The sequence below is a fragment of the Rhodococcus sp. AW25M09 genome (assembly GCF_000333955.1).
Classification (GTDB): Bacteria; Actinomycetota; Actinomycetes; order Mycobacteriales; family Mycobacteriaceae; genus Rhodococcoides.
Map to the genome: position 1 here is coordinate 42,422 of NZ_CAPS01000109.1, position 26,025 is coordinate 68,446.

Annotated in this window: 24 protein-coding genes and 1 pseudogene; 6 read left to right on the forward strand and 19 right to left on the reverse strand. The window is 63.8% G+C overall.

Annotated features, from left to right (window positions below; translation table 11 throughout):
- Positions 1 to 4 precede the first annotated feature (4 nt).
- A complete protein-coding gene (locus RHODMAR_RS20555) occupies positions 5 to 709 on the forward strand; it encodes a TetR/AcrR family transcriptional regulator (RefSeq protein ID WP_008718410.1) in 705 nt (234 codons plus the stop codon).
- On the opposite strand, the gene RHODMAR_RS20560 is transcribed toward RHODMAR_RS20555, so the two are convergent.
- The 5 genes from RHODMAR_RS20560 to mftE form a co-directional block, all read right to left on the reverse strand.
- Positions 703 to 1,986 (reverse strand): transcriptional regulator, encoded by a 1,284-nt coding sequence (locus RHODMAR_RS20560; protein ID WP_008718412.1) that lies wholly within the window; start codon positions 1,984 to 1,986, stop codon positions 703 to 705. The two genes, RHODMAR_RS20555 and RHODMAR_RS20560, sit on opposite strands and share 7 nt — an antisense overlap.
- 107 nt (positions 1,987 to 2,093) lie before the next feature.
- Positions 2,094 to 2,231 carry a hypothetical protein gene (locus tag RHODMAR_RS28740; RefSeq protein WP_167326762.1) on the reverse strand — a complete coding sequence of 46 codons (138 nt, stop codon included), beginning with the start codon at positions 2,229 to 2,231 and terminating at the stop codon, positions 2,094 to 2,096.
- A gap of 252 nt (positions 2,232 to 2,483) precedes the next feature.
- Positions 2,484 to 3,968, reverse strand: coding sequence for a mycofactocin dehydrogenase MftG (gene mftG / locus RHODMAR_RS20565; protein ID WP_232433731.1), 1,485 nt, complete (start codon positions 3,966 to 3,968; stop codon positions 2,484 to 2,486).
- Between the two features lie 33 nt (positions 3,969 to 4,001).
- Complete coding sequence (mftF, locus tag RHODMAR_RS20570) at positions 4,002 to 5,399, reverse strand: mycofactocin biosynthesis glycosyltransferase MftF (RefSeq protein ID WP_042939998.1); 1,398 nt, start codon at positions 5,397 to 5,399, stop codon at positions 4,002 to 4,004.
- 125 nt (positions 5,400 to 5,524) lie between these two features.
- On the reverse strand, positions 5,525 to 6,211 hold the full coding sequence (mftE, locus tag RHODMAR_RS20575; RefSeq protein WP_042939999.1) for a mycofactocin biosynthesis peptidyl-dipeptidase MftE: 687 nt from the start codon (positions 6,209 to 6,211) through the stop codon (positions 5,525 to 5,527).
- Positions 6,212 to 6,281: 70 nt separating this feature from the next.
- Here mftE and RHODMAR_RS20580 point away from each other — a divergent pair, with 70 nt between their 5' ends.
- From RHODMAR_RS20580 to RHODMAR_RS20590, 3 genes are all read left to right on the forward strand, one after another.
- Positions 6,282 to 6,998 carry a GntR family transcriptional regulator gene (locus tag RHODMAR_RS20580; protein ID WP_042939983.1) on the forward strand — a complete coding sequence of 239 codons (717 nt, stop codon included), beginning with the start codon at positions 6,282 to 6,284 and terminating at the stop codon, positions 6,996 to 6,998.
- Between the two features lie 152 nt (positions 6,999 to 7,150).
- Positions 7,151 to 8,704: an NCS1 family nucleobase:cation symporter-1 gene (locus RHODMAR_RS20585; protein ID WP_008718418.1), complete on the forward strand. Its 1,554-nt coding sequence runs from the start codon at positions 7,151 to 7,153 to the stop codon at positions 8,702 to 8,704.
- A gap of 10 nt (positions 8,705 to 8,714) precedes the next feature.
- Positions 8,715 to 9,446 carry an aspartate/glutamate racemase family protein gene (locus RHODMAR_RS20590; RefSeq protein ID WP_008718419.1) on the forward strand — a complete coding sequence of 244 codons (732 nt, stop codon included), beginning with the start codon at positions 8,715 to 8,717 and terminating at the stop codon, positions 9,444 to 9,446.
- 29 nt (positions 9,447 to 9,475) lie between these two features.
- Here RHODMAR_RS20590 and mftD (RHODMAR_RS20595) read toward each other — a convergent pair whose 3' ends face one another.
- Genes mftD (RHODMAR_RS20595) through mftA form a run of 5 tightly spaced genes read right to left on the reverse strand, consistent with a single transcriptional unit; the run spans position 9,476 to position 13,552 of the window.
- Entirely contained in the window at positions 9,476 to 10,699 is a 1,224-nt protein-coding gene (gene mftD, locus RHODMAR_RS20595) for a pre-mycofactocin synthase MftD (RefSeq protein WP_008718420.1), read from the reverse strand.
- Positions 10,696 to 11,874: a pre-mycofactocin synthase MftD gene (gene mftD, locus RHODMAR_RS20600; RefSeq protein WP_008718421.1), complete on the reverse strand. Its 1,179-nt coding sequence runs from the start codon at positions 11,872 to 11,874 to the stop codon at positions 10,696 to 10,698. The genes mftD (RHODMAR_RS20595) and mftD (RHODMAR_RS20600) overlap by 4 nt, the downstream gene beginning before the upstream one ends.
- On the reverse strand, positions 11,874 to 13,109 hold the full coding sequence (gene mftC, locus RHODMAR_RS20605; RefSeq protein ID WP_042939984.1) for a mycofactocin radical SAM maturase: 1,236 nt from the start codon (positions 13,107 to 13,109) through the stop codon (positions 11,874 to 11,876). The genes mftD (RHODMAR_RS20600) and mftC overlap by 1 nt, the downstream gene beginning before the upstream one ends.
- 42 nt (positions 13,110 to 13,151) lie before the next feature.
- Entirely contained in the window at positions 13,152 to 13,436 is a 285-nt protein-coding gene (gene mftB / locus RHODMAR_RS20610; RefSeq protein WP_008718423.1) for a mycofactocin biosynthesis chaperone MftB, read from the reverse strand.
- Between the two features lie 2 nt (positions 13,437 to 13,438).
- On the reverse strand, positions 13,439 to 13,552 hold the full coding sequence (gene mftA / locus RHODMAR_RS27705) for a mycofactocin precursor MftA (RefSeq protein WP_080730438.1): 114 nt from the start codon (positions 13,550 to 13,552) through the stop codon (positions 13,439 to 13,441).
- Between the two features lie 105 nt (positions 13,553 to 13,657).
- On the opposite strand from mftA, the gene mftR reads away from it, so the two are divergent.
- Both mftR and mftM read left to right on the forward strand, forming a co-directional pair.
- Positions 13,658 to 14,263 (forward strand): mycofactocin system transcriptional regulator, encoded by a 606-nt coding sequence (gene mftR, locus RHODMAR_RS20615; RefSeq protein ID WP_008718424.1) that lies wholly within the window; start codon positions 13,658 to 13,660, stop codon positions 14,261 to 14,263.
- 27 nt (positions 14,264 to 14,290) lie between these two features.
- Positions 14,291 to 15,118, forward strand: coding sequence for a mycofactocin oligosaccharide methyltransferase MftM (mftM, locus tag RHODMAR_RS20620; RefSeq protein ID WP_008718425.1), 828 nt, complete (start codon positions 14,291 to 14,293; stop codon positions 15,116 to 15,118).
- 31 nt (positions 15,119 to 15,149) lie between these two features.
- On the opposite strand, the gene RHODMAR_RS20625 is transcribed toward mftM, so the two are convergent.
- The 9 genes and pseudogenes from RHODMAR_RS20625 to RHODMAR_RS20665 all read right to left on the reverse strand — a co-directional run bounded on the left by RHODMAR_RS20625 (position 15,150) and on the right by RHODMAR_RS20665 (position 25,957).
- Entirely contained in the window at positions 15,150 to 15,830 is a 681-nt protein-coding gene (locus tag RHODMAR_RS20625) for a MadR family response regulator transcription factor (RefSeq protein WP_008718426.1), read from the reverse strand.
- On the reverse strand, positions 15,827 to 17,200 hold the full coding sequence (locus RHODMAR_RS20630; protein ID WP_008718427.1) for a MadS family sensor histidine kinase: 1,374 nt from the start codon (positions 17,198 to 17,200) through the stop codon (positions 15,827 to 15,829). Before RHODMAR_RS20630 ends, RHODMAR_RS20625 begins: the two co-directional genes overlap by 4 nt.
- Positions 17,197 to 18,383 (reverse strand): annotated as a pseudogene (locus RHODMAR_RS20635) (iron-containing alcohol dehydrogenase). The gene RHODMAR_RS20630 and the pseudogene RHODMAR_RS20635 overlap by 4 nt, the downstream one beginning before the upstream one ends.
- A 195-nt stretch (positions 18,384 to 18,578) precedes the next feature.
- Positions 18,579 to 20,096 (reverse strand): MadC family VWA domain-containing protein, encoded by a 1,518-nt coding sequence (madC, locus tag RHODMAR_RS20640; RefSeq protein WP_008718436.1) that lies wholly within the window; start codon positions 20,094 to 20,096, stop codon positions 18,579 to 18,581.
- A complete protein-coding gene (locus tag RHODMAR_RS20645) occupies positions 20,093 to 21,130 on the reverse strand; it encodes a MadB family AAA-type ATPase (RefSeq protein ID WP_008718437.1) in 1,038 nt (345 codons plus the stop codon). The genes madC and RHODMAR_RS20645 overlap by 4 nt, the downstream gene beginning before the upstream one ends.
- Positions 21,131 to 21,213: 83 nt before the next feature.
- Positions 21,214 to 22,485 carry an NDMA-dependent methanol dehydrogenase gene (gene mdo / locus RHODMAR_RS20650; RefSeq protein ID WP_008718439.1) on the reverse strand — a complete coding sequence of 424 codons (1,272 nt, stop codon included), beginning with the start codon at positions 22,483 to 22,485 and terminating at the stop codon, positions 21,214 to 21,216.
- A 217-nt stretch (positions 22,486 to 22,702) separates the two neighbouring features.
- Positions 22,703 to 23,935: an MFS transporter gene (locus tag RHODMAR_RS20655; RefSeq protein WP_042939985.1), complete on the reverse strand. Its 1,233-nt coding sequence runs from the start codon at positions 23,933 to 23,935 to the stop codon at positions 22,703 to 22,705.
- Between the two features lie 76 nt (positions 23,936 to 24,011).
- On the reverse strand, positions 24,012 to 24,788 hold the full coding sequence (locus RHODMAR_RS20660; protein ID WP_008718444.1) for a glutamate racemase: 777 nt from the start codon (positions 24,786 to 24,788) through the stop codon (positions 24,012 to 24,014).
- Positions 24,785 to 25,957, reverse strand: a complete 1,173-nt coding sequence (locus RHODMAR_RS20665) for a cystathionine gamma-synthase (RefSeq protein WP_008718445.1) — start codon at positions 25,955 to 25,957, stop codon at positions 24,785 to 24,787. Before RHODMAR_RS20665 ends, RHODMAR_RS20660 begins: the two co-directional genes overlap by 4 nt.
- Positions 25,958 to 26,025 lie beyond the last annotated feature (68 nt).

Here is a 26,025-nt window from a genome sequence, read left to right on the forward strand (position 1 = left end):
GGAAATGGACACCACTTCGGACGAATCGGATGTACCGCGCATCACCGAGGGAATCTTCTTCACAACGCCACCGAAACTTCCGCGCGGGCCCCACCGCCTCTCACGCGAGGAAGTACTCACCACGCACCGCGAACGACTGATGATCTCGTTCACCGAACTGGTGGCGGCGAACGGATATTCCGATGCCGGGGTGCGCGAGATCGTAGAACGCTCGAGTGTGTCGAGATCTGCGTTCTACGACTGCTTCGACTCGAAGGAGTCCTGCGCCGAGGCCGCATACGGCCGGTTCATATCGGTACTCGTCGACCGGATGATGAGCCACCTCGTTCACCGATCGACGCAGGATGTGTTTCGAGTTCTGTCGACGTACTTCTCCGCCCTACAGTCGGACCTCGTCGTCGCGAGAGCCTTTCAGGTGGAGATGGATTCAGCCGGATCCCTCACCCGTGTAAGGCGACGAACCGCCCTGCGCGGAGTGGCCGAACTGCTTCACGCCGAACTACGACGACACGCGCAGGACGACCCCGATCTCGATCCGGATCTCTCCATCGATGCCCTCGTCGGCATCGTCTACGCCGTACGCCAGCTCGCATCGGACATGCTCGACACCGAGGTCGAACCGAACCTGGAGGCCGTTGTCCCACGCCTGGCCCAGTGGCTCGACAACTCCATTCACCGCAGTCGACCAGGCGGTGACACCGTTCACTGACCGAGCATGTCCAGACGAGCCTCGACTTGCGAATACAGCGCGGTGGCCGGATCCAGCGAAGACAGATAGGCGGTCCATGCCGTCGCATCCTCGCGGCCGTGCACCGACGCGGTCCAGCGAGCCAGCAGCACCGGATCGCCCGCCCTCATCAGTGCGGCCTGCATCCGCACCCGCAACTCCTCGCGAATTTCCTCGATACCGGGAGCGGACGACCCCGGGAGCACCGGGCCGGAGTAGATACGCAGAGCAGCGTCGACGTCGCCGCGATCCAGGGCGCGTCGGATATCGCCGACATCGGAGGACAACTCGCCGACCAGACGGTAGGGCCGCGACGCCAGGCCGGCAGTACCGAAGGTCTTGCGCAGTCTCGACATCTCGGCGCGGATGGTCACGGAGTCGAGTTCTTGCTCGTCCAGGAGCACCGCGAGGTGGTCCGAACTGAGCCCTTCGGGGTGCTCGCCCAGGAGCAGCAGAATCTCGGCGTGCCGCTGAGAGAGCGGTATCCGGCCGGATCCACGAACCACTCCCGGCCGTCCCGATCCGAGGACCTCGAGCCGAGGAGCCATGTCGCCCAATGATTTCGGCGAGTTCATCAGGTGTAGGCGCAACTCGGATTCGGCAGCGGCGACAGTCGCGCGTACCAGCGACAGCACCTCGGGGACCGCCACTCGGGGGCCGCCGGTGATGTCGATGGCTCCCAGAATGTGACCGCTGGTGGGGTGGTGAACCGGAGCAGCAGAGCAACTCCACTCGTGCACCGACCGAGAAAAGTGCTCGGACGCGAAGATCTGCACACTGTGATCGACCGCAAGCGCGGTACCGGGGGCATTGGTGCCTTTGCTCTCCTCGCTCCAGTCGACCCCTTCGGCGAACTCCATCGCAACGGCTCGATCCTTCGCCGCGGAGTCGCCCTCGACCCACAGCAGTCGCCCCTCCGCATCGGAGATCGCGACGAGCAATCCGGTATCGGACGCGTCCTCGACCAGCAACTTACGAATGACCGGGCGGATGATGGCCATCGGATGACCGTTGCGGTAGCGCTCGAGGTCGGGCCCGGTCAGCGTCGGCGTGTTGTTACCACCGTCGGGATCGACGCCCTTGATGCGACTGCGCATCCACGAGTCGAGCACGACGGACCTGACCGTCGAGCCGTGAGTACGGATGTCGTCGACGAAAGATTGATGGGCAGTGGACATTTGGCGCGCGAGCACAGCGACGTCCTCACCGGGTCGCACTGCGACCCAGGGGTTTCCGCCACTGTTCGATCGGCTTGCCATTCGACACTTCCTCCGTGACCCGTCCACAGTGCTGTAACCCAGCTCACAAACAAGGATACAGCCGTGGCCGACACGAGCGGCAGGCCCGGTCGCGTCGGCTTCCGGCCCTACTTCTTCTTGACGGCCGAGGTGATGATGTCGTTGCTGGTGTCACCACTGGACTTGGCCCGCTTGTCAGCGCGCTTGTCCTTGAGAGATTTGCCGGATTTCTTGGTCATCGTGTTGCGGGGCGATTTGTCCGACATGGCAGTAACCCATCTATTGGGGAACCTGAACGGTCCCCAGACCACGAACGCTACGCCTCCGCAGGCCCGGCGTGGTCAGCAACCGCAAAGGGTCGTTCCGCAGGCTCCACTCCGAACACACGGGTCATTCCGCAGGCTCCACTCCGAACACACGGGTCATTCCGCAGGCTCCACTCCGAACACACGGGTCATTCCGCAGGCTCCACTCCGAACACACGGGTCATTCCGCAGGCTCCACTCCGAACACACGGGTCATTCCGCAGGCTCCACTCCCATGAGCGCTACGGCGCGCTCGGCGAACATGATCGCCGTCGCATGCGGTCCACGACTGGGCACCACCGGAAACGCCGAGGTATCGATCACGAGCAGCCCCTCGACGCCGCGCACGCGGCAATGATCGTCGAGCACCGACACCGGATCGGATTCCGGGCCCATCTTGGCGCTGCTGGACAGGTGCAGTGACGTACCGAGCGCTGAGAGCGGATCGTCGGTTCCCGGGGCTGCAACCTCGCCGGACAGGCGCGCCGACGCCAGCAATTCTCGCGTGAGTTCGACGCCCTCTCGCATCGCCCGCCGGTCGCCCTCCGATTCGAGATAGCGATACCTCACCTCGGGTGCCTCGAAGGGGTCCGTGCTGCGCAACGCAATACTCCCGCGACCCGCCGATCGCATGAGGCCGACGCCCACCACATGCGGTCCACGAGGGAGACCGTGGATGAGTTGGTCGAACCTTCGGGTGTACGGCCTGATCTCCACATCGCCGGCATGCAGTACCGCCTCCAACGCAGGCGAGGTCGCGGAAGGATCGTTGCCAGTTGCGACGGGAACAGTAATCTCAGGATGGTCGCTGAAGCCATGACCCACTCCCGGACTGTCGACTGTCACCGAGATCCCCAGCGCCACAGCGTCGTCAGCACACCCGATGCCGGATCGAAGCAGCACTGCCGGGGTGTGCACGGCTCCGGCCGACAGAATCACGGTGTCGGACCTCACGATTCTGCGCACCCCGTCGACGATCATCTCGACGCCGATCACCCTGGTGCCCTTGAACATCAACGATGCCACCGTCGTATTTCCCTGCACGCGTAAGTTATTTCGACCGGTGATCGGCAAAAGATATGCGAGGGCTGCGCTTACCCGGGTCCCGTTGCGAATGTTCAGCGGCACGGCTCCCACTCCCCCTGAGGCCGCGTCGGGAGCGTTCATGTCCTCGTACATCCGAAATCCGGCGCGCACCGCAGAGTCCACGAATGCCGCGGTCAGCGGATGCCGAGCGTTCTCGGGGGTGCGCGCCACCGGCATCGGCCCGCGCGACCCGTGCCACTGGCTCGACCCGCAACCATCGATGTCGGTTTCGGATCGGACGTAGTACGGCAGCACCTGATCGAAGGACCACACCGACTGCGGCCAGGCGTCGAAGTCGCCGGGAGTGGCGCGGACGAAGTAGCCGCCGTTCACTGCACCGGAACCGCCCAGCACTCGACCCCGGGCGATCGTCCGGCCGATGCCAGGGGCGAGTTCGGCACCGTACGTTCCCACCCATTCACTGCCGGGTCCTACGGGCAGCATCGACGCATCGACCAACGCGGCCGGGACATCGGCGACACCGGAGAAAGTGGGGCCCGCCTCGAGGAGCAACACCGAACGATCTGGATTCTCGCTCAGACGTGCGGCCACCACACTTCCGCACGAGCCACCTCCGACGACGACGACGTCGGCGAACTCGATCGGCTTCACGCCGTCCGCGATGCGAGAAGGGCTCGCACCCCGTCAACCATCCAGGCGGGGTTTGAGCGCGTCGATGCTTCGCGCGGACAGGGCACCTGTCCACAAGCCGGCGCCGTAGGCGATGTCGTCGGCTCGCTTGAAGAAGGCGTAGCGCACGGGATCGAGTCCACCGAGTTCGCGATGCTTGTACCAATCCGAAAATGCTTCTGCCACAGCTAATCCCAGCGCGATCTTTCGGATTCGACTGGACAGCAGCACCGCAAGCAACGTGATCGGCCAATAGTGTCGACACAGCGCCGAGGCCAGCTGCCACAGCCCCGCAACGAAACCCTCGGCGGCGAGAATGGCCGCGATCCGCGTGGGCTGATCCAGACCGACGAACATCTTGCGCAGGCGAACTATCGTGACGGACAGTGTTGCGGCTGCACCGAGGAGTCCGAGCCGCGTCAGGCTCGCTGCCATCAGGCAAGCCACCAGCGTCCACGGAGACATCGCGATCGGCGGCACCATTCCCGGATGGCGAGCGGACAACGGTGTTGCTCCGGTCCCGTAGAACAGCTTGCGTGCGAACCACTCGACGAACGTGACGCGATGCTCGTGCGCGACGTGGGCGACGGGTTCGTACCGCAACCGCCAGCCGGCCTCCTGCAGCCGCCAGCACAGGTCGACATCCTCGGCCACGTGCATCGACTCGTCGAACCCGTCGCAATCCAGTGCCACCGATCGGCGCATCAACATCGCGGCGCTGGGCACGTAGGACACCGCACTGCCTGCTCGCACAGCCGCCTCCTTGCGCCCGAGATCCAGGGACGAGCGGGCGTGTTCGTATCGGGCGAGTGCACTGCCCTCGGGTTCGAGAGCGACGATTCTGGGTGCAACCAAGGCGACGGCCGGATCCGAGAAGTGCCCGAGCATCACTTCGAGCCATCCCTTGCGCGGAACGACGTCCGAATCAAGAAAAGCGACAAAGTCTGTTGTAGCGCATCGCAATCCCGTGTTTCGCGCTGCTGCGGGACCGCGCGAGCGCTCGTGCCGCAATACCGTCACACTGCCCACACTCCACGAGATCCGTGGCACTGCGACCGGAACGTCGGACCCGTCGTCGATGATGATGACGTGCAGGCCGTGAAGCGCAGTGATCAGGCGTGCGAGCCCTGCCTCGTTGTTCTTGAGCGGCACGACGACCGTGACGTCGGACGGCGACGGAATGGACATCGGGCGTGGGTTACCGACGCCCGAGTCGAGCAGTTTGCGTGCCACCAGAGCGGATTGTGAGTCGGTCACTTCGATGAAACCGTCGCCGATCATCGCGGCGGCCGTCGGTGCGAGCTTGAGCATTCGTGTCGGTGAGCCACCGATCAGGACGCGCCCTTCGGAGTAAGTACGTACGCGTGGATCGACTCGCACCCCGAAGCCATCAGGCAATCGACCTTCACCCATCAGGAGATCGTAAGCGGACAACACGCCGAAGTGTCGACCACCCGAGAAATCGGGCGGAACATACCTGCCCCCTGTTTCTGCGGACTCGACGATCGGGCTCTCACCAGGCGTATTTCCACGCTCGGTCACGAGATCACTCCGTGCTCGGAGGGACTCCATCTCTGCACCGCATCGGCCGCGCGGGTGCACAGTTGCTCGAACACCCGACGCCCCTCCTCCGAATCGGCCCCGGTGGGGTCGCCGAGCACACCGTTGGCGGTGATCGGTGCCAAGCCGCCGCCGCGGAGCGCAGGGAGCAACGACGCGATGTCGGTCACATTTCCCACCTCCGCCTTCGTCATATCCACCACCTCGGGCGAAACGTGCAGCAGCATCGACGTTTCGGTACGCCCGGCGTGAGCATCTGCTCCCGGCACCGCGCACGGGAACCAGACGACGTCGCGGCCCTCGTAGCGCAGCAGCAGCACTGCCGAACGCACGGCGGGTCCGTTGCCGCCGTGCCCGTTGACGAACACCACTCGGTCCGACCATCGGCACGCGGAGCGCCCGTACTCCACCAGCACCGCTTCGAGCGCAGCGGTTCCGATCGAGACAGTGCCGGGAAAGCCCTCGTGTTCGCCACTGGCTCCGTACGCGATCGCGGGACCCACCAGCGCATCCGGAATGGTGTGCGCCACCGCGTCGGCGATGCGGGTGTCGGTATCGAGCGGAAGATGCGGCCCGTGCTGTTCGATCGAACCGACCGGGACCACCAGAATTCTCGAACCGTCGACGCGTGGCCAGAACTGAGTGCCGAGTGGGTCCGTGGCCATGGATGCTGATGCTATCGGATGGAACCGGGTCGTCACGCCGATGAAACACAGGGTCACTAATGTTCCCTTCGTGCCACCCCGCCGTCGGTCGATATTGCTCTCTCAATTGTCGATATCGGCACCGGGTGGCCCGCAGCCCTCGATTCTGCAAGAACTACGACGAGTAATTCTCGCCGGCGACGCTCCGCCGAATACACCTATTCCGCTCAACGAAGTGGCGGAACTGTTCGGAGTGAGCAGAATACCGGTGCGCGAATCGCTCAAGACTCTGATCGGCGAGGGTTTGGTCGACCATCGTCCGAATCTGGGGTACACGGTTGCGCAGCTGACCGCAGCTGAACTTCGCGAAATGTACATCGTGCGAGAGGTTCTCGAGACAGCAGCACTACCGGTGGCGGTCGAGCTCGCCACCGACGCCGACCGAGCACATCTCATCGAGGTGAATCGACAGCTCGAGGCGTCGCTGACGCAGGACGACTCGCGGGAATACCATCGCCTCTCCCGCGAATTCCACCTGTCTCTGACCCGTCCGTCGCGCATGCATCGGCTACTGCACATGCTCGAATCAGCCTGGAACATAACCGAACCAGTGCAGCCGATGGTGCATGTCGACGGGTCGGACAGAGCATCGCTGCACGGCGATCACGCCGATATGATCACCGCTTTCCTCGCCGGAGATTCAGCGGCCTTGCTACGTGCCGCCCAGCACCATCACACGCGTCTCAATTCGGTCATTTCGACACTGTCCAACGATCACGGATTACTTGCGGATCCGTCGCCGGAATAGGCCCGCGCGAGTTACTCGGGTGGAGCCCGGATGAGCGATCCAAAAGATATATCGCTCTCGTCACGAGTGCGCAACACTTCCCCGCTAACTTTTCCTCATTCACTCGTTCATCTCCTTCGTTCACCTCATACGCCATGCCGTCAGGAGCATCGATGACAGATACAGCGCACGGTCCCGTCCAAACGGGAGATCTCGTGGAAGCCGCGGGCCAACCCGTCGGTGGTGGACTGATCAAGGACAGCTACGACCCACGGCTGACCAACGAAGACCTCGCTCCACTGAAGAAGCAGACCTGGACCTCGTACAACCTTTTCGCCTTCTGGATGTCGGACGTGCACTCGGTCGGTGGGTACGTGACGGCGGGCAGTCTGTTCGCGCTCGGGTTGGCCAGCTGGCAGGTGTTGATCGCTCTCCTCGTCGGCATCTCGATCGTCTACTTCTTCTGTAACCTCGTCGCCAAGCCGAGTCAGGTGTCGGGAGTTCCTTATCCGGTCATCTGCCGCAGCGTGTTCGGTGTTCTCGGAGCCAATATCCCGGCCATCATTCGCGGTTTGATCGCAGTGGCCTGGTACGGCATTCAGACGTTCCTCGCGTCGGCTGCCCTCGACATCGTGCTGATCAAGCTGTTCCCGTCGCTGGCTCCGTACGCCATCACCGCCGACTACGGTTTCGCAGGACTCTCGCTGCTGGGCTGGGCAAGCTTCCTGTTCCTGTGGGTCGTCCAGGCCGCGGTGTTCTGGCGCGGCATGGAGTCCATTCGGAAGTTCATCGACTTCTGTGGTCCTGCCGTCTACGTCGTGATGTTCATGCTGTGCGGCTACCTGATATGGAAAGCCGGTTGGGGTGCAATCGATCTCAATCTTCAGGGGGTGGAGCACACCGGCTGGAGCTCGGTCCCGGTCATGCTCGGCGCCATCGCGCTGGTCGTCTCCTACTTCTCCGGTCCGATGCTCAACTTCGGCGACTTCTCGCGCTACGGAAAGTCCTACGCCGCGGTGAAGAAGGGCAACTTCCTCGGCCTGCCGGTCAACTTCTTGGTGTTCTCGATTCTCGTCGTCGTCACCGCATCTCTGACGCTTCCGGTGTTCGGCGAGCTCATCACCGACCCGGTCGAAACCGTCGCACGGATCGACAGCACGTTCGCCATCGTCCTCGGCGCCTTGACCTTCACGATCGCCACCATCGGCATCAACATCGTCGCCAACTTCATCTCCCCGGCGTTCGACTTCTCCAACGTCAGCCCACAGCGCATCAGCTGGCGCGCAGGTGGCATGATCGCGGCCATCGGTTCGATCCTGATCACGCCGTGGAATCTGTACAACAATCCCGATGTCATTCACCTGACGCTGGAGACCCTCGGCGCATTCATCGGGCCGTTGTTCGGCATCCTCATCGCCGACTACTACCTCGTTCGCAAGCAGAAGGTCGTGGTCGACGAACTGTTCTCGATGTCGCCCACCGGGCTCTACTGGTACTCAAAGGGCTACAACCCGGCAGCGGTGTACTCCACTATCGTCGGCGCGGTGGTAGCCATGTTCACCGTGCTCTTCAACGGGGCCATCGACGGCATGGAGATCGCTGGTATGTCGACGGCGTCGAAGTACAGCTGGTTCATCGGTTGCGGCATCGGATTCGTCATGTACTACTACCTGGCGACGCGAACCAAGCTGGCAGTCACCAACTTCGACGTTCCAGCGAAAGCATAGGATTTCGTACGTGCTCATCAAGGTCATCAATCCGAACACCACCAGTTCGATGACCGCAACGATCGGCGATTGTGCCCGGGCCGTAATCGGCCCGGGCACCGTCGTCGAGGCGGTCAGTCCCTCCATGGGGCCGGCGTCGATCGAAAGTCACGTCGACGAAGCCCTCAGTGTCCCCGGCATTCTCGCCGAGATCGCCAGCGGCGAGGCCGCAGGCGTCGACGGTTACGTCATAGCCTGCTTCGGCGATCCCGGCATCGATGCAGCCCGTGAACTGGCATCGGGGCCGGTCATCGGTATCGCCGAGGCCGCGATGCACGCCGCGACTTTCCTCGGCCGAGGATTCAGTGTCGTCACCACGCTCGGACGCACCATCGGGCGAGCACAGGATCTGGCGAACCACTACGGCTTCGGACGACAGTGCCTCGGCGTACATGCCTGCGAGCTGCCTGTACTGGATCTCGAGACCGACCCCGACGCCCGCAAGATCGTCACCGAGGCGTGCCGCGTCGCCGTCGAGACGGACGGCAGCGATGCCGTGGTCCTCGGATGCGCGGGGATGGCCGATCTGTGCAGTCATATTTCGGACGAAATCGGCGTACCGGTGGTCGACGGTGTGGCCGCGGGAACGCTGTTCGTGCAGTCCCTGATCTCTCTGGGGCTGGGCACGGGAAAACGCGGCGAATTCGCAAACCCTCCGACCAAGCGGTACACCGGGATGCTGCAGGGTTTCAGCCGTCTCTGAGACGGCACCACTGTGCTGTTCCTACCGAATCAGCCCCTCGGTTCTGTGTATCGGACTCCGATCGGCGTCGGATATCCCAGACCGGGGAGCTGATTCGCGCGAGCGAAGTCCACGGGCACGACAACATCCGACGGTCCGAGCGTGTGTACCGATGAATGTCCGAGCCCGAGTACCGCGGAGTCCAGGCCGGCGCGCAGGATGTCGAGCACATTCTCGACCCCGGCCTGACCGTTCGCCGCCAAGCCCCACAGATATGCTCGTCCGATCAGCACCGCCCGGGCACCGAGTGCGAGCGCTTTCGCCACGTCACTGCCCCGCCGAATACCGCCGTCGACGGCGATCTCGACCTGGTCCCCCACGGCCTCGACAATGGTAGGTAACACTCGGATCGACGCCGGTGCACCGTCGAGATTGTTGCCGCCGTGATTGGACACCGAGATCGCCGTGGCACCGGCGTCGACGGCCCGCAGTGCGTCGTCGACCCGCGAAATGCCCTTGAGCATGAACGGGCCGTCCCACTGCTCGCGTAGCCAGGCGATGTCCTCCCACGTCGGCAGCGGGGTGGACGTCCACTCCTGGTAGGCCGCGAAGAACGTCGGCGCTGATTTTCCGGGCTCGGCGAGATTCGGTGCCGTCAGATCCGGATACGTACCCGACCGAGCCCACTGCGCGAGCCACCGCGGACGGGCCAGCACTTCCGGTGCCAACCGCACAATGGCCCGCGCGTCGAGGCGTTCCGGTATCACCGGACTCCCCCAGTCTCGGCCTTCGGAGAACGACCAGTCCATCGTCAGAATCAGGCCGACGGCACCTGCCTCTTCAGCGCGATAGAGCATGTGCAGCAACAATTCTCGCGAACCGACCCAATGGAGCTGAAAGAACGTCTGCGGGTTCGCCGCGACGACCTCCTCGATCGGCTTGCTCGCGAACAACGACAAACCCATCGATACGCCACGGGCCGCTGCCGCCCTCGCGACGGCGACCTCCCCATCGGGATGCACTGCTTGCACGCCCGTCGGGGAGATCATCACCGGAAACGACAGCGGTTGCCCCATCAGCGTCGTCGACAGCCCACGCGTATCCGACAGCCCCGCCACGTGCGGAGCGAACCCGAGTTCAGCGAACGCGTCGGTGTTGTCACGGGTGGTCAGACCCTCCTCCGATCCCGCCACCAGCGCCGAATACACCGACCTGGGAAGTCGCTTCCGCGCTCGCCGCTGCGCCTCGGCAACCGACTCGAACCAGTCGGTCACACACCCAGCCTGCGATCGAACCCTGCCGGCATCACCACATCCGACGGTGACAGATCGTGTACCGAGGTGTGCCCGAGCCCCAGGACCGCGGAATCGACTCCGCCGCGGAGGATGTCGAGCACGTTCTCCACACCGGCCTGACCGTTCGCCGACAGACCCCACAGATACGCCCGCCCGATCAGCACCGCACGCGCACCGAGTGCCAGCGCCTTCACCACATCACTGCCACGCCGGATTCCGCCGTCGAGGGTGATCTCGATTTGATCGCCTACAGCCTCCGCGATCGCGGGCAACGCCCGAATCGGAGCCGGAGTTCCGTCGAGATTGTTGCCGCCATGATTGGACACGGAGATGGCCGTGACGCCGGCGTCGACTGCCTTCTTCGCGTCGTCGACCCGCATGACGCCCTTGAGCATGAACGGACCGCCCCACTGCTCACGCAGCCACGCAACGTCCTCCCACGTCGGCAACGGGGTACCCATCCACTCGCCGTACGCACCGAAGAACGTCGGAGCAGGACCGCCGGTGGGCGGCGTCAGGTTCGGAGTCGTCAAATCGGGGATCTTGCCCGTCTTGCCGAACTCCCACAACCACTTCGGCCGCATGATGCCCTCTGGCGCGAACCGCACCATCGCCTTGAGGTCCATCTTCTCCGGGATCGACGGGCTGCCCCAATCACGGCCGTTGGAGAACGACCAGTCCAGGGTCATGATCAACCCGACTGCCCCCGCTGCGCGGGCCCGCTCCATCCGTTGCAGAAGAACCTCGCGCGAACCCACCCAGTACATCTGGAAGAAGGTCTGCGGATTCGCCGCCGCTACCTCTTCGACGGACTTGCTGGCGAACGACGACAAGCCGATCGGAATACCCCGCGCCGCAGCAGCTCTCGCGACTGCGACCTCACCGTCCGGATGCACCGCCTGCACACCCGTCGGGGAGATCATCACCGGAAACGACAGCGACTGCCCCATCACCGTCGTCGACAGATCACGTTTGTCCGACAACCCCGCCACATGCGGAGCGAACCCGAGTTCGCCGAACGCCGCCATGTTGTCATCGATCGTCAGACCACGCTCCGAGCCCGCCACCAGGGCGGCGTACACGGACTTCGGTAGACGCTTCTTCGCCCGCCGCTGCGCTTCGGCAACGGTCTCGAACCACGCACTCTTGGCCATTACTGTGCTTCCTGTTCCATTCCCGCGAGCGGGTTCTCGTCGCAGATTTTCGCCGGGGGACGCATCATCAACGTGAGCGGCACCGACTTTCGAGGGGTCTTCCGTTCCCCGGTACGGGAATGGTCGACACTCGACTTCGGGATCTCCCCCGCCGCCGCCAACGCCATTTCACCGTTACCGATGACGCATTCGGGATCCGGACCGTCCATGGGCAGTCCGGTGAAGAATTTCGCCGCCATACAACCGCCGCGGCACGAATCGAAATGCGCACACTTGGTGCACGCACCCGAGGTCTGCGGTGAGCGCAACTCCTGGAACAGTTCCGATGTTTGCCACACCGTTTGGAAGCCGCCCATGCCATCTTTTGCGTCACGGACGATGTTGCCGGCAAGGAAGTTCTCGTGAATGGCGAACGGGCACGCGTACACATCGCCGATCGGGTCGATCAAGCACACGACGCGTCCGGCACCGCACAGGTTCAGACCCGGCAACGCGTCACCGAAAGCGGACAGATGGAAGAACGAGTCACCGGTCAGAACGCCTTCACCGTTGGCGACGAGCCAGTTGTACAGCTCGCGCTGTTGACCCGCCGTGGGGTGCAGATCGTCCCACACATCCGCACCACGACCCGACGGCCGTAATCGCGTAATGCGCAGCGTTGCAGCATATTTGTCGGCCAGGGCCTTGAAGTCGTCGAGCTGCGAGACATTGTGACGGGTGACGACGACCGAGATCTTCGCGTCCCGGAATCCCGCTTCCTTCAGGTTCTCCAGGGCGCGGCACGCCATGTCGAACGAACCGGGTCCGCGCACCGCGTCGTTGACCTCCGCGGTCGCGCCGTCGATGGAGATCTGTACATCGACGTAGTCCGACGCAGCGAGGCGCGCGGCGACCTTCTTGTCGATCTTGACCCCGTTGGTGGAGAACTTCACACCTACCTGATGCGCCGTCGCATAGTCGACGAGCTCCCAGAAATCCGACCGCACCGTCGGCTCACCGCCGCCGATATTGACGTAGAACACCTGCATCTTCTGCAGCTCGTCGATGATCGACTTGCACTGTTCGGTACTGAGTTCGCGCGGATCACGGCGACCCGACGAGGACAGGCAATGCACGCACGAGAGATTGCAGGCGTAGGTCAACTCCCACGTCAGACAGATGGGCGCGTCGAGTCCGAGTTCGAATTGATCGACCAGTTTTCCTACCGGAGCTGGTCTTTCGAGTGTGGAAGTCATGGGGGCTGTCCTGTCCAGAAAAAGTTCGAGGGTCAAGGGTCCTTAGCGGCGCGTGATCATCTTCGAGTCGGCCAACGTCGCGAGTGCTTTCACATAGGGAGCCGATCCCGACTCGGTGATGCCCGCAGCCGTGATCGCGGAGCGCATGTCCGGGTGATCGGGGAAAGATTCGATGATCGCCACGATCGTGCGGTTCTTCAGAAACGAGAGCTTGCGGGTTCCGAAGTGGTAGAGCAGCGCCCCGAATGATTCGGGACGCAGCGCCACCTGCGGATGCAATGCCCACGGCACGTCCAGATCGAGTGCGTCCTGCACTGCAGCAGTCATGATCAGTACACGCCGCACATGCCGTCGATGGATACTTCCTCGACCAACGATTCTTCGACCAGATCGGACTCGACGACAGCCGTGCCGACCACAGCGTTCTCGTTCTTCTTCGACATCTGAAACCTCCGGAGATTGATGGGGACCACACTCGAGATCGACAGTGGCTTGGATCACTACCATAATGGCACTGGGTGCATAAAGACAGAAGATGCGAGGAAAATATGGCCAGGAGCGCGAAACCGTCCAGTCGGGTAGGTCGGCGCCCGTCCACGACGCTGGGCGAACTGAGCGATATCGGGATCGAATTGTTCGCCTCCAAAGGCTTCGAGGAGACCAGCGTCGACGACATAGCCGACGCGGCAGGCATCGCGAGGCGAACGTTCTTCCGCTACTTCCCGTCCAAGAACGCGGTTCCCTGGGGTGACTTCGAGTCTCAACTCGCCGCGCTGAGGATCCATCTCGACGGCCTTCCCGAAGATATGGGCCTAGCGGATGGATTGCGTTCCGCTTTGGTGCAGTTCAATACTTTTCCCGAGGAAGAAGCCGCGGTTCACCGGCAGCGGATGGCGTTGATTCTGGGCAATCCGGCACTGCAGAGCTATTCGATGGTCATGTACGAGGGATGGCGAGCTGTCATCGCCGAATACGTCGCCGCACGAAGCGCTTCCGATCCCACAGACCACTTTCCGCGAACGGTGGGCTGGATGGTCCTCGGTGTGGCAATCTCGGCATACGAGCAGTGGCTGACCGATGACCGCGAGGATTTGGCCGAGCTACTCACCGCCGGGATCGCACCACTGCAGTCCGGCCTGAAACCACCGCCTTAGCGCACCCGAATACAGAAGGCTATCGAGATGACCGAACTTGACGCACTCGCACCGAGTCCCGACGACGTCTGGGCTCACGAGAACGTCGTGGTGCGACGCATACCCGGACTCGAGTTCGATGCTGTGAGAACAGGATCCACCGTGCAAGTAAGCCACGGGCTCACCTCGGCCGAGATCGGTGAACGTCTCGTTCCCATCGTTACTGCCCAAGCCCGCCACGTCGGCCTTTCCCAGCGTGAGTTCGAGTTGGTGTTGGTGGGAATCGTCCGCAGCACTGTGTCCGATCCGATCGATGCCTGGGCCACGTACTACCGAAACTCATTGGACGAGCTGGTTTCCGGCTCTGCCGATTTCGCTCCCGTCCATGAGCGCGCAGAGTCCTTGATCGTCGGCTCGGTACTCGATCTCGGATCGTGCTTCGGTTTCTTTCCGCTGCGACTGGCGATGAAGGGCCACTCCGTCACTGCCACGGACCTGTCCGCCGGCACCATGCGGTTGCTCGCTACCGTTGCTCCGCATCTCGGGATCACTCTCGACACTCTGGTCTGCGACGCGACTGACGTCCCAGTTGCGGACAACAGCGTCGACACCGTGACGGCACTGCATCTTCTCGAACACGTCGACGCCGATACCGGCTCCCGCATCGTTGCCGAAGCCTTGCGCACCGCACGCTGCCGCGTCGTCATCGCCGTGCCCTTCGAGACCGCGACCACCGCCTGCCACGGACACGTCCGCACGTTCGACGAGGCTGCATTGGTCGAGCTCGGTCGCTCGACGGGGCTGGAATTCCAGACCTCGGAGCACCACGGCGGGTGGCTCGTGATCGACAAGATCTCGGCACCCCAGTTCGCCTGACCTGCCGATGGTCTCGACAAGCCGGTGGATGTCAGATCAGCCCCTGCTTACTTGCCGCATACACCGCTTCCGCTCTTCGGCTGACCGCGAGTTTCCGCATGATATTGCTGACGTGAAATTTCACCGTCGTGGCCGAGATGAACAGTCGTGTTCCGATCATGTTGTTGGACAGTCCTGTCGCAAGCAGTCGAAGCACCTCGAGTTCGCGCTCGGTCAAGCGCTCGATGCTGCTCGGAGTGCCGTTGAGTGATCGGACGACAGCCGAGGCGCTGCGCGAATCGAAGGCGCTCTCCCCACGCGAGACGGCCCGGATTGCCCGAACCAACTCGGTGGTATCGACGTCCTTGACCACGTATCCCCGAGCTCCGGCGTGCACGGCCTCCACCACGAGTCGGTCGTCCAGAAAGGTCGTCAACACGAGCAGACCGATTCCGTTGTGTACCTTGGCCAATTGCGCACACAGCGCCAGGCCCTCGTAGTCCGAGCTGGCGGAGAGCTTGAGGTCCATCAACACGATGTCGGGCTCGACCCGCGCGACAACGGCCAATCCCTCTTCCCGGTTCGACGCCTCCCCCACGATCGTCAGATCCGACTCGCGTTGGAGCACCGACCGCAGCCCGTCCCTGAGAATGGCATGATCGTCGACCAGCACGATGCGGACGGTGGGTGCCGCCACCTGACCGATGCCCGTGCGAACCGTCGGAACGCTCACTGTGTTTCGCCCTTCTCGGATTGTTCCTGGAAGGGAATACGCACTGCCACGCGCACACCCCCGGTACGGGCGCGGCGGATCTCGAGAGTGCCACCGTGTTCGCGGGTGCGGGCCGCCATGTTCGCCAATCCGCGGTGCCGGCCATCGACGTCGGTGGTCTCGGCCATATGCAGCATCATGCGCAGATGGGCCGGATCTCCGTCGCCATCATCGGCAATCGAGAGCTGCACCTGATCGGGCGAATACGTCAATCGAAGTATTGCCCGCGATGCGTGTGCGTGCACCGCGGTGTTGAACAGTGCTTCGCCCGCGATGCGGAGCAGTGAATGCTCGCATTCGCCACTCAATTCGACGGGAGTTCCTTCGACCCGCAACGACACCTGCAGCTCGTCGGGCATGTGGACTATCGAGAGCTGTTCGAGCATTTCGGGAAGCGACGTTCTATCGACGTCCTGTGGATGATTGAGCGCGTAGATCGCCGACCGCAGCTGTTCCACTGCTCGTCGCGTCAGATCCTTGGCCAGATCCAGTCTTTCACCACGCTCCTCGACGGAGATGTCGCTGCGACACACTTCGATCTGCATACCCGCGGACAGAACCGCCTGGGTGACGCTGTCGTGCAGTTCGCGGGCAATGCGGTGGCGTTCGTCGTCGAGCACCTGATGCTGATGCGCGGCACCCAGCTGTCGCTGCGTCAGCTGCAGTTCGGCATTTCGGGCCGCCAGATCGGCTGCTGTCCGGTTCGCCTGAGCATAGGCGTTCTCGGTGCGCTCGAGCAGTTGCCTTCGACTCTGGAACAGAGCCGAATTCTGCAGTGCCACCGCAGTTTGGCTGGCGAGAATGCTCAACACCGCGGCGTCCGTGCCGTCGAGGACCCGCTGCTCGCCGGTCCACGCCGCGAACGCCCCGACGACACCTCCGTCGAACGCGATCGGCACGAAGGCGTGATGGGCCGAGATCACCGGAGTCAGGCCGCCCCCGCACGTCGACTTCTGGATCGACTCGAGGCAGTCGATGACGTCGTCCGGCAGCGGCGGCCCCTCGACGTTGTCGACCAGGAACGGCGTTGCATCGGGTCCGAGCACCAACCGTCGAGGGCCGGCGTCCGGGAGCGCACCATCGGCGAGAGCGAACACGACCCACCGTGCACTCAGGTGAGCGCGAGCAGCCTCGGCCACCGCGCATACCAGCGTTTCCGGACCGTCGACCGTGCGTACCAGCGCGCGTGAAATGAGCTCCAGCGCATAGACCACGCGTTCCAAACGCTCTGCCGCGCCGCGATACTGGGGATAGAACGTGTTCTTTCCCGAGCGCAGCCCAGTCAACAGAGACAAATCCGGTCCGGACGTGACATCAGGTTCAGACGTCACAGTGCCACCCTGAACAGATCGACCATCTCGCGATGTGTGGCCGAACGGGGATTGGTGGACATGCACGCATCGAGGAGTGCGTTGGTCGCCAACACATCCAGATCGGACTCACTGACACCGATCTGAGCCAGACCGGTAGGAACCCCGACTCGACGCGCGAGGCGATCCACGCGGTCTGCGACGGCCATGGCAGCCTCTTCCGGCGTAGCTCTGCCCTCGGGCAATCCCAGGCTCGTCGCGATCGCCACGTACGGCAATGGATCCTGCGCGGCGTTGAAGCGGATGACGTGGGGCAGCAACACGCCGTTGATCACCCCGTGCGGTAGGTCGAGCAGTCCCCCCACCTGATGGCTCATCGCATGCGTGGCACCGAGAATCGCGTTGGTGAACGCCAACCCGGCCTCCAAGCTGGCCTGCGCCATCGATGCCCGTGCGACCATGTCGGTGGGATCGTCGATGGTCCGAGCCAATTGGGACATCACCATGGTGATCGCTCGGAGTGCGTGGTGATCGGTGAGCTGGTTGTGACCGAGCGAGACGAATGCCTCGATTCCGTGCGTCAGGGCATCCAAACCCGTTGCAGCATTGAGCCATTCGGGCATCGTGGTCAGCAACACCGGATCGATCACGGTGATATCGGGAACGAGTGCCCGGCCGAGAATGGTGATCTTGGTCGAGCGTGCGGTATCGGTGACGATGCAGAACTGCGAGACGTCGGCCCCGGTGCCCGATGTCGTCGGCACCATCACCAGAGGTGGGATCGGCCGCGTGGCCTGATCGACACCCTCGTAATCGAGGATTCTGCCGCCGTTGCCGGCAAGGATGGCAATCCCTTTGGCCGCATCCATCACCGACCCCCGCCGATTGCTACCAGCACATCGCAGCCGAGTTCGGTGTAAGCGACGTTCCCTGCCTCGATCTCGAAGTCCTTGGGATTGGGCGTCAGAGCGCTCCACACCTGAGGCTCGAGGCCCTGCGCAACGAGCAGGTCGACCAGTTGCCCGGCCCAGCCGCTGTCGATCAACCCCGCGTCCGTGACGACCATCGGACGGACCCCGCCCAGACGACGAGCTGCGTGGGCCGCCTCGCCCAACGAGTTCTGACCGAACACGATCTCGGGAGCATGGAACTTCAGTACTCGCGGTGCCTCGGCGCGGCTGCGCTGCACGTCGAGATCGTGCAGAGCCCTACCGACATCCGCAGTGGCTGCCTGGTCCACGGTTCACCCTCGCTGTCCTCCGGTCCGAAAACATCCAGACCTGTGATTCAGGTTACAACCTTACGAGGTAAACCGATTCGTTCCCACCAGCACCGGACCAGTTCCGTACCTGCCCGATCGGGCAGGTACGGCGATGTGGACGGTCAGGTAGGAACCCGATCAGGACAATGCATGCCCCAGTTCGGCCGCCTGCGCGGTCAACTGTTCGCCGTCGCGCGCCACCACCACGCGGTCGCATATCTGCTCGTAGTCCTGCATCGAGCACGCTGCCTGCGCCCAATAGCGCCGCGCTTCGGGGGTGATCCACGCGATGCGGTGCACCTTGGACCGAATCTTTTCCAACGCCTCCAGTCCCGGTGGCCGTCCGTTGCACCGGCCGTCCCCCACGATGATGACGGCGGTGCGCTTGTTCAACACGTCCCCGTGCGAATCCAGCAGATCGCCGAAGGTTCTGCCGTAGTCACTGCTGGCTTCGAGGTCCAGTCGCGCGTCGGCGAGAACCGCAGCCAGCGCACCGTCTCCGGTACTGCCGAGCAGGGTGGTCGTCACGTCCACCGGCGCATCGACGAACCCCATCACCGTGCACCGGTGCGCGCGCGAATGCATGGCCTGCGCCAGTCGCAGTGTGAACGCCGTGATCGGCCGAACCGACAGCGACACGTCCGCCAGAACGAGGAGTCGGACCTTGTCGGGGACCGGTGTTTTCGTGATGAGTCGGAACGGGATCCCGTCGGTACGCAGACTCGACCGCACGGTCCGCCGCATGTCCAGCGGCCCGCGTGAGTGCTCGCGGGGCCGCGGGCGCGGAGTACCGCGCATGTGCCGCAGCACTTCGTGGCTGGCACGTTCGATCTCGGCGTGCCGGCCGATCGCCTGCTCCGCGCCGTCGACCGGCACAGGTGACGACATCGTCCCCGTCACGTCCCCCAGTGCCGCCACGAAGGCTTCGACGGCATCGGTGATCCGGTCGAGCAACGCTGCACTGAGCGGACCCAAATCACCACTATCGCCGTAGACGCTGCGCGGATCGTAGGCATCGAACCACGCCAGAATTCCCGCCGGATCCTCCCAGTTCAGTTGGCCCGCAACCGCTCCACTGGTGCTCGACGCCAACTCCCCCGCCGCGGTCGAACCGGAGCGCTCCAGGTCGACGGTGTAGGTGACACCCCGTCGACCCATGTCACCGTCCGTATCGATGGACAGATCGTGGTCCTCGGACGAGAGGCTGATGTCGTCGTCGTCCTTGTGCGGGTTGAAGCCCTTGTCTGCCTCCGGGGCGTCGAGCAGGTCCCCGATTTCGACGGCACGCTCGTTGTACTCGGCGTATTTCGCTGCCTCCTGGTCTGCTCCCACATCCAGATCGGTCGGCAGTCCGCCCGCTACCTGCGCGCCGAGGTGTGAACGCTGCTCGTCCTCGGCATTGTCGACGAAGGCCCCGAACATCGACTCGAACGCGAGATCGAAACCGTGCTGTTCGTGGTCGTACTTCGCGCAGGTCGCGCGCAGCGCCGCCTGCAATACCGTGAGATGACGGGCCCCGAGCAGGCCGAGGACGCGTCGTACCTCGATGACCTCGGCGGGCGATGCGGCGACTCCGAAGCGGCGCAGCATCCGCCCGAACACCGCCGCCAGCACGTCGAGTACCACCGATGCCGAGAAGGTCTGTGCCACAGTCATCGTCGTATTCCGATGCCACCCTTGTCGCGTCCACCGTGCCCGCGGAATGCCGTAGCGGTCGTATTGGCAACGACTCCCAGCGATGGTGCCGCAGAGGGTGTCTGCACGACCGGGCCGGCGAGCGCGATCTTCATGTCCGACGAGTACTTCACCAGCGCGGCGAGCAGGTATTTGCGCGTGTCGTCGGTGCACCCGAGGACTGTGGCGATGCGAGCCGCGTCGATCACTTCCGAGATCGACGGACTCTTGCGAAGGGGTAACCCGCGCAGTTCCGTTGCCAGCGCGACAATCTCGGCGGCGACGTCCGCCGGCACTTCGGGGGCGCGGGCGGTGACGATTTCGCGTTCCCGTGCGGCGGTCGGGTAATCGAGGTGGAAGTGCAGGCAACGACGCTTGAGGGCCGAGGACAGCTCGCGAGTATCGTTGGACGTCAATATTACCCACGGATCGCTGCGCGCAGTGAAGGTGCCGACCTCGGGGATCGTCACCTGCTTCTCGGCGAGCACCTCGAGCAACAGCGCCTCCATCGATTCCTCGGTGCGGTCCACCTCGTCGACGAGCAGCACCACCGGTTCCTCGGACAGTACCGATTCCAACAGGGGCCGCACGGAGAGAAATGGCTCCGAGTACAGGCCGAAGTCCTTGGCAGCAAGCAGTGTCGAGGCATCGTCGATGTCGGTGACATGCTGGGTGAGTGCGCCGATGTGTTCGCGCAGCATCTGCACGTGCAGAAGCTGTTTGGCGTAGTCCCACTCGTACAGTGCGCGGTTGTCGTCGAGACCCTCGTAGCACTGCAGGCGAACCAGCTTTCGGCCGCTCGCCGCAGCGAGGGATTTCGCGAGCTCGGTCTTGCCCACTCCCGCGGGGCCTTCGAGCAACAGCGGCCGGTCCAGCGCTGTCGCCAGATGCACCACGGTGGCGAGGTCGTCGTCGGCGATGTAGTCCTGCTCCGCGAGTGCGCGCTGCAGATGAGCCGCGTCGGTGAATCGAACTGTGCCGGTGTCGTCGCTACGCACTGTCGACAGCGAGGTCATGTGTTTCCCTTCGGGAGGCGGCTGCGCCGCATGTGAGCGGAACTTCGTACCCTGCTACGAAGTTCCGCTCACATGGGTGGCAGTTAGTACGACTCGTTGATCGCGTGCGAGACGACAGGGATCATCGACTCGACGGTCACCTCTCGGGGGTTGCCCGGGGTGCACCAGTCGTCCTGGATGTGCTCGGAGATCTTCAGAACCGACTTCTCGTCGCCCTTGATCACGTCGCCCTTACCCGCATACTTGCCGGTGTTCATCCGGTTCTTGTCATACGTCGCAGAACGAATCGAGCCGAAGTTGTCGGGAATGCCGACGTCCTTGGCGAGCCTGATAGCCGCTTCCACTGCAGCGTCGGCAGCTTGCACGGTGGTCATGTTCTTGGTGTCGACGCCCATGGCGACGGCGATCTCGGCGTATCGCTCGAAGCGCGAAGGCAGGTTGTACTCCCACACGCGCGGCAGGGCGATGGCGTTGTTCAGACCGTGAGCGCTGTCGTAGAAGGCGCTGACGGCGTGCGAGATCGAGTGAATGACGCCGAGTCCGCCGGAGTTGAAGGCCTGCGTGGCAATGTACTGGGCGTTCATCATGCCCTCGCGTGCCTTCAGGTTGCCCGGGTCGTACACGGCCTCGCGAAGGTGCTTGGACACCAAGCCGATCGAGTAGATCGCATTGCCCAGCGACGGCGCGAAGTCCAGCCGCGACACGTACGGCTCGGCACCGTGGGCGAGGACGTCGAAGCCGCAGAACGCCGTCCACTGCTGGGGGCAGGTGTAGTAGAGCAGCGGATCATCGAGTGCCAGAGTGGGTGTGGACGCCTCGTCGAAGGCGAGCCACTTGTGCGGCTTCTCCATGTCCGAGGTGTCGGTGATGACATAGGCCCACGAGGTCTCCGAACCCGTTCCGGCAGTGGTCGATACGGCGATGTGCGGCGGGTTCTGCTTGTTCGTGGACTTGGAGAATCCCTCGAACTCGTTGATGTTGCGGCCGTCGTGCGCGACGACGACGCGGATGCCTTTGGCTGCATCGTGGCTCGAGCCACCACCGACGGAGATGACGCTGTCGCACTTCTCCTTCTGGTAGAGCGCGGCACCGTCCATGACGTTGTAGTCCTTGGGGTTGGACTCGACCTTGTCGTACAGAACCACCTCGACGCCCTGGTACTCGATCTTGCCGGTCAATTCCTCGATGATTCCGGACCCGCGCAGTCCCGTGGTGACGAGCAACGCACGCTTGAATCCGAGTTCCTTCGCCTCGACGCCGATCATGTCGTGAGCGCCGACCCCCAGCTTGGCGCGCGGCAGGGGGTGAAACTCCTTGATGGGGAATTCCCAGATCTGATTGAGCTCGATAGCCATCGGTGTCTCCTCGGTGAGTGTGAGTGAAAGACGCACTGTCTTGTGATTGGCGTCTCACTGAGGACCACACTGTCTGCCCGACGGCGCAATGGGAACACCTCGAGCTGCGAACCCTGCCAACGAGCCGGGCGAACTACCCGATCGGGCAGGACCGTTCGCTCATCGTCGGTAGGGGACGCCCGACCGAGATTGCCGCACTATCGATCTCGCCGCTGCTCTATCGATCTCGCCGCTGGGCAAGCGAGAATCCGACAACTGAAATCAGTGCGAGCGCGATGACGAACGACCCGTACAACTCCACCGTCGTGCTGAGCCCGAGTCGGTGCACGGCCAGCCCGGCAACCACCGCGGGCACGCTGAATGCCAGATAGCTGATGACGAACGTCGTGGCGAACACTCCGCCTCGCTCGGCGGCGGGGACCAGTGCGCCGAGTGTGCGCATAGCGCCGAGAAAGGTCGCTCCCCAGCCCGCGCCGGCGATCACGGCCCCGACGAAATACGCCGCGATCGAATCGATCTGCACCGACACCAACGTCAGCGCCACGCCCGCCGCCAACACCGACGCCCCGATCATCATCACCGTGCGGGGAAACTGGTTGCGCACCACAGCCGCCGCCACCGAACCCGACGCGAACAGCGCGAAGATCTCCAACCCGCCCACGATGTGATTGTCGATACCGAAGACGGTGCCGACGATCGACGGTCCGAGCGAGAGATGGAACCCGCCGAGCGACCAGGTCGCGAACAGAGCAGGAGCGATGAGAAGGAACGGTGCCCGTACCGATTTCGGGATCGACGCTCGTGGAAGCAGAGTCGACGCGAGGTGACGCCTGGAATCGAAGCCGCGCAACGCCGACGTCTCGGGAACGAACAGCAGCGCCAGGGCCAGGGTCAACGCGGCGGCGATCAACAGCGCGAACACGAGGATCTCCGGCGCAGGTGCCAACTGCACCAACAGCCCGGCACCGAGCGCTCCACCCGCCAACCCGAGGGAAGGAGCGACGCTGTTGAGCAACGGTCCGGTGGAGGCGTCGGGCTGCAGATCGATGACCGCCGCGCTCATCGCACCCGTGGCTGCACCCGCTGCAATTCCCTGCACGATGCGTGCGGCAATGAGGAGAGGGACGCTGTCGGCGACGATGAACAACACCAGGCTCACGACCAGCAACAGCAGCGACGAGATCAAGATCGGTTTGCGCCCGATGTGGTCCGACAAACTGCCGACGGTGAGCAACGTCGACAGCAACGCGACCGCATAGACCGCAAAGATCACCGTGAGCGTGATCGCGCTGAATCCCCAGGATTGCTGGTACACGGGATACAACGGGGACGGTGCCGCCGAGGATGCCATCAGAACGACGAAGGCGACGCCCACCACCCAGAAGGCATACCGATGCGGCATCCGCACCGCAGCTCTTCCAGCACCACCCCGTACTTCGACGTCGACCATGTGTTTTCCCTCCACCGCACCGACCCATTAGCTCAGTGAAGGACAACGCCTGACAACCTCGCGCATTCCCGCCGGGTCAGTGTTGGTCGGCTCCGACCCCTTCGAGCAGCAGCTTTCCCTCGCGGTAGCGCTGCGCGCTCACGGGCAATTCGCCCTCGACCCCACTGAGCCACACCGATACGCGGCCGGTACCGGAACTGCTCGAACCGACCTCGTCCACGCGTCGTACCGTCTGGTTGGCGACGGCCTCGGCGCTGTCGAACATCGTGACGTCGCTGGGCAGCTGCGAGACGATCTCCTCGAGTACCAGCGGGTAATGCGTGCAACCCATCACGATCGACTCGACATCGTCCGGAGTGGCTGCCACCGCGGCGGCGATGGCTGCGCTGATACCGCGCGCATCTCCCCGGTCGATCGAGTCGGCCAAACCGTGGCACGCCACGCTCGTCACCGTCCGACGCGAAGCGAACTCCTCGATCAAGCGCGCTTGATACGCGCTGGCCGTCGTTGCTGCCGTTGCCCAGATCGCGATGCGATCACTGACCGCCGCAGCGGGTTTGATCGCGGGAACCGTACCCACCACAGGTACCGATTCGCCCAGCGCGGCCCGGACGTGGCTCAGCGCCGTCACACTGGCGGTATTGCACGGTAGTACGACCACCTCGGCACCGAGTTCGACGGCATGTTGCGCCGTGCCGACCACCCGATCGACTACCCACGCGTCCGGCTTCGGTCCCCACGGGGCGTTCTCGGGATCCATCATCAGCACCAGATCGAGCTCGGGACGCAGGTGGCGCAGCCTCGCTGCCGTCGGAACCATTCCCAGGCCCGAGTCGATCAGTGCGACGATCATGCCAATGCTTGCTCGACGTCACCGACCAGGTCGGCACCGTCCTCGATACCCACCGACAGCCGCACCAGGTCGTCGGGCACCTCGAGCAACGAACCGGCCGTCGATGCGTGTGTCATCGCACCGGGGTGCTCGATCAACGATTCGACGCCGCCCAGCGACTCGGCGAGAGTGAAGATCTCGGTCTTCGCGCAGAAGTCGAGCGCTGCCTGCTTGCCGCCGGCCAACCGCACCGAGACCATGCCGCCGAAGCGTCGCATCTGCTTCGCGGCGACCGCGTGGGACGGGTGGGATTCGAGTCCGGGGTAGATGACCTGAGAGATAGCCGGATGGCTGTCGAGGAATTCGACGATCTTCTCGGCGTTGGTGCTGTGCTGCTCCATGCGCAGAGCGAGCGTCTTGATGCCGCGCATCGTCAGGAACGCGTCGAACGGGCCCGGTACGCCGCCGGAACCGTTCTGCAGGAATGCGAAGCCGGTGTCGAGCTCTTCGTCGTTGGTGATCAGTGCGCCGCCGACCACATCGGAGTGTCCGCCGATGTACTTGGTGGTCGAATGCAGCACTATGTCGGCCCCTAGTGTGAGGGGCTGCTGCAGGTAGGGAGACGCAAAGGTGTTGTCCACCAACATCTTCGTTCCGGCCTCGTGCGCGACGGCCGCCAGTGCTTCGATGTCGCCGACGTTGAGCAGCGGGTTGGTGGGGGTCTCGACCCAGACGAGCTTGGTGTTCGGCCGAATGGCGTCGCGCACGGCGTCGACGTCGGACACCGGTGCCACCGAATACTCGATGCCCCACTGGGTGAAGACCTTGTCGATCAACCGAAACGTGCCGCCGTATGCGTCGTTCGGAATGACGAGGTGATCGCCGGGCCGCAGGATGGTGCGCAGCGCGCAGTCCGTAGCTGCCATACCGGAGGAGAACGCCCTCCCGAAGTGACCGGACTCCAGCGCCGCCAGGTTGGCCTCGAGCGGCCGACGCGTCGGGTTGCCGGTGCGCGCGTACTCGAATCCGCTGCGCATGCCGCCGACGCCGTCCTGCGCGAAGGTGGAGCTGGCGTAGATCGGCACATTCACTGCGCCGGTCAGGGGATCCGGCTCGTAACCGGCATGCACCGCCTTGGTGGAAAAGCCCTGCCAGGACGAGTTGTCTGCCTTGCTGCGCTGCTCACTCATGGCCTCCACAGTAATCGGCCTGCGTCATCGGCTGCGGGCGTGGGTAGCCTGCGAAGACCACCCCCAGC

Coding starts and splice junctions, on each gene's coding strand:
- RHODMAR_RS20555 (WP_008718410.1), top strand. CDS start 5: ATGGACACCACTTCGGACGAATCGGATGTACCGCGCATCACCGAGGGA.
- RHODMAR_RS20560 (WP_008718412.1), bottom strand. CDS start 1,986: ATGGCAAGCCGATCGAACAGTGGCGGAAACCCCTGGGTCGCAGTGCGA.
- RHODMAR_RS28740 (WP_167326762.1), bottom strand. CDS start 2,231: ATGTCGGACAAATCGCCCCGCAACACGATGACCAAGAAATCCGGCAAA.
- mftF (WP_042939998.1), bottom strand. CDS start 5,399: ATGGGTGAAGGTCGATTGCCTGATGGCTTCGGGGTGCGAGTCGATCCA.
- mftE (WP_042939999.1), bottom strand. CDS start 6,211: ATGGCCACGGACCCACTCGGCACTCAGTTCTGGCCACGCGTCGACGGT.
- RHODMAR_RS20585 (WP_008718418.1), top strand. CDS start 7,151: ATGACAGATACAGCGCACGGTCCCGTCCAAACGGGAGATCTCGTGGAA.
- mftD (WP_008718421.1), bottom strand. CDS start 11,874: ATGGCCAAGAGTGCGTGGTTCGAGACCGTTGCCGAAGCGCAGCGGCGG.
- mftC (WP_042939984.1), bottom strand. CDS start 13,109: ATGACTTCCACACTCGAAAGACCAGCTCCGGTAGGAAAACTGGTCGAT.
- mftB (WP_008718423.1), bottom strand. CDS start 13,436: ATGACTGCTGCAGTGCAGGACGCACTCGATCTGGACGTGCCGTGGGCA.
- mftA (WP_080730438.1), bottom strand. CDS start 13,552: ATGTCGAAGAAGAACGAGAACGCTGTGGTCGGCACGGCTGTCGTCGAG.
- mftR (WP_008718424.1), top strand. CDS start 13,658: ATGGCCAGGAGCGCGAAACCGTCCAGTCGGGTAGGTCGGCGCCCGTCC.
- mftM (WP_008718425.1), top strand. CDS start 14,291: ATGACCGAACTTGACGCACTCGCACCGAGTCCCGACGACGTCTGGGCT.
- madC (WP_008718436.1), bottom strand. CDS start 20,096: ATGACTGTGGCACAGACCTTCTCGGCATCGGTGGTACTCGACGTGCTG.
- RHODMAR_RS20645 (WP_008718437.1), bottom strand. CDS start 21,130: ATGACCTCGCTGTCGACAGTGCGTAGCGACGACACCGGCACAGTTCGA.
- mdo (WP_008718439.1), bottom strand. CDS start 22,485: ATGGCTATCGAGCTCAATCAGATCTGGGAATTCCCCATCAAGGAGTTT.
- RHODMAR_RS20655 (WP_042939985.1), bottom strand. CDS start 23,935: ATGGTCGACGTCGAAGTACGGGGTGGTGCTGGAAGAGCTGCGGTGCGG.
- RHODMAR_RS20660 (WP_008718444.1), bottom strand. CDS start 24,788: ATGATCGTCGCACTGATCGACTCGGGCCTGGGAATGGTTCCGACGGCA.
- RHODMAR_RS20665 (WP_008718445.1), bottom strand. CDS start 25,957: ATGAGTGAGCAGCGCAGCAAGGCAGACAACTCGTCCTGGCAGGGCTTT.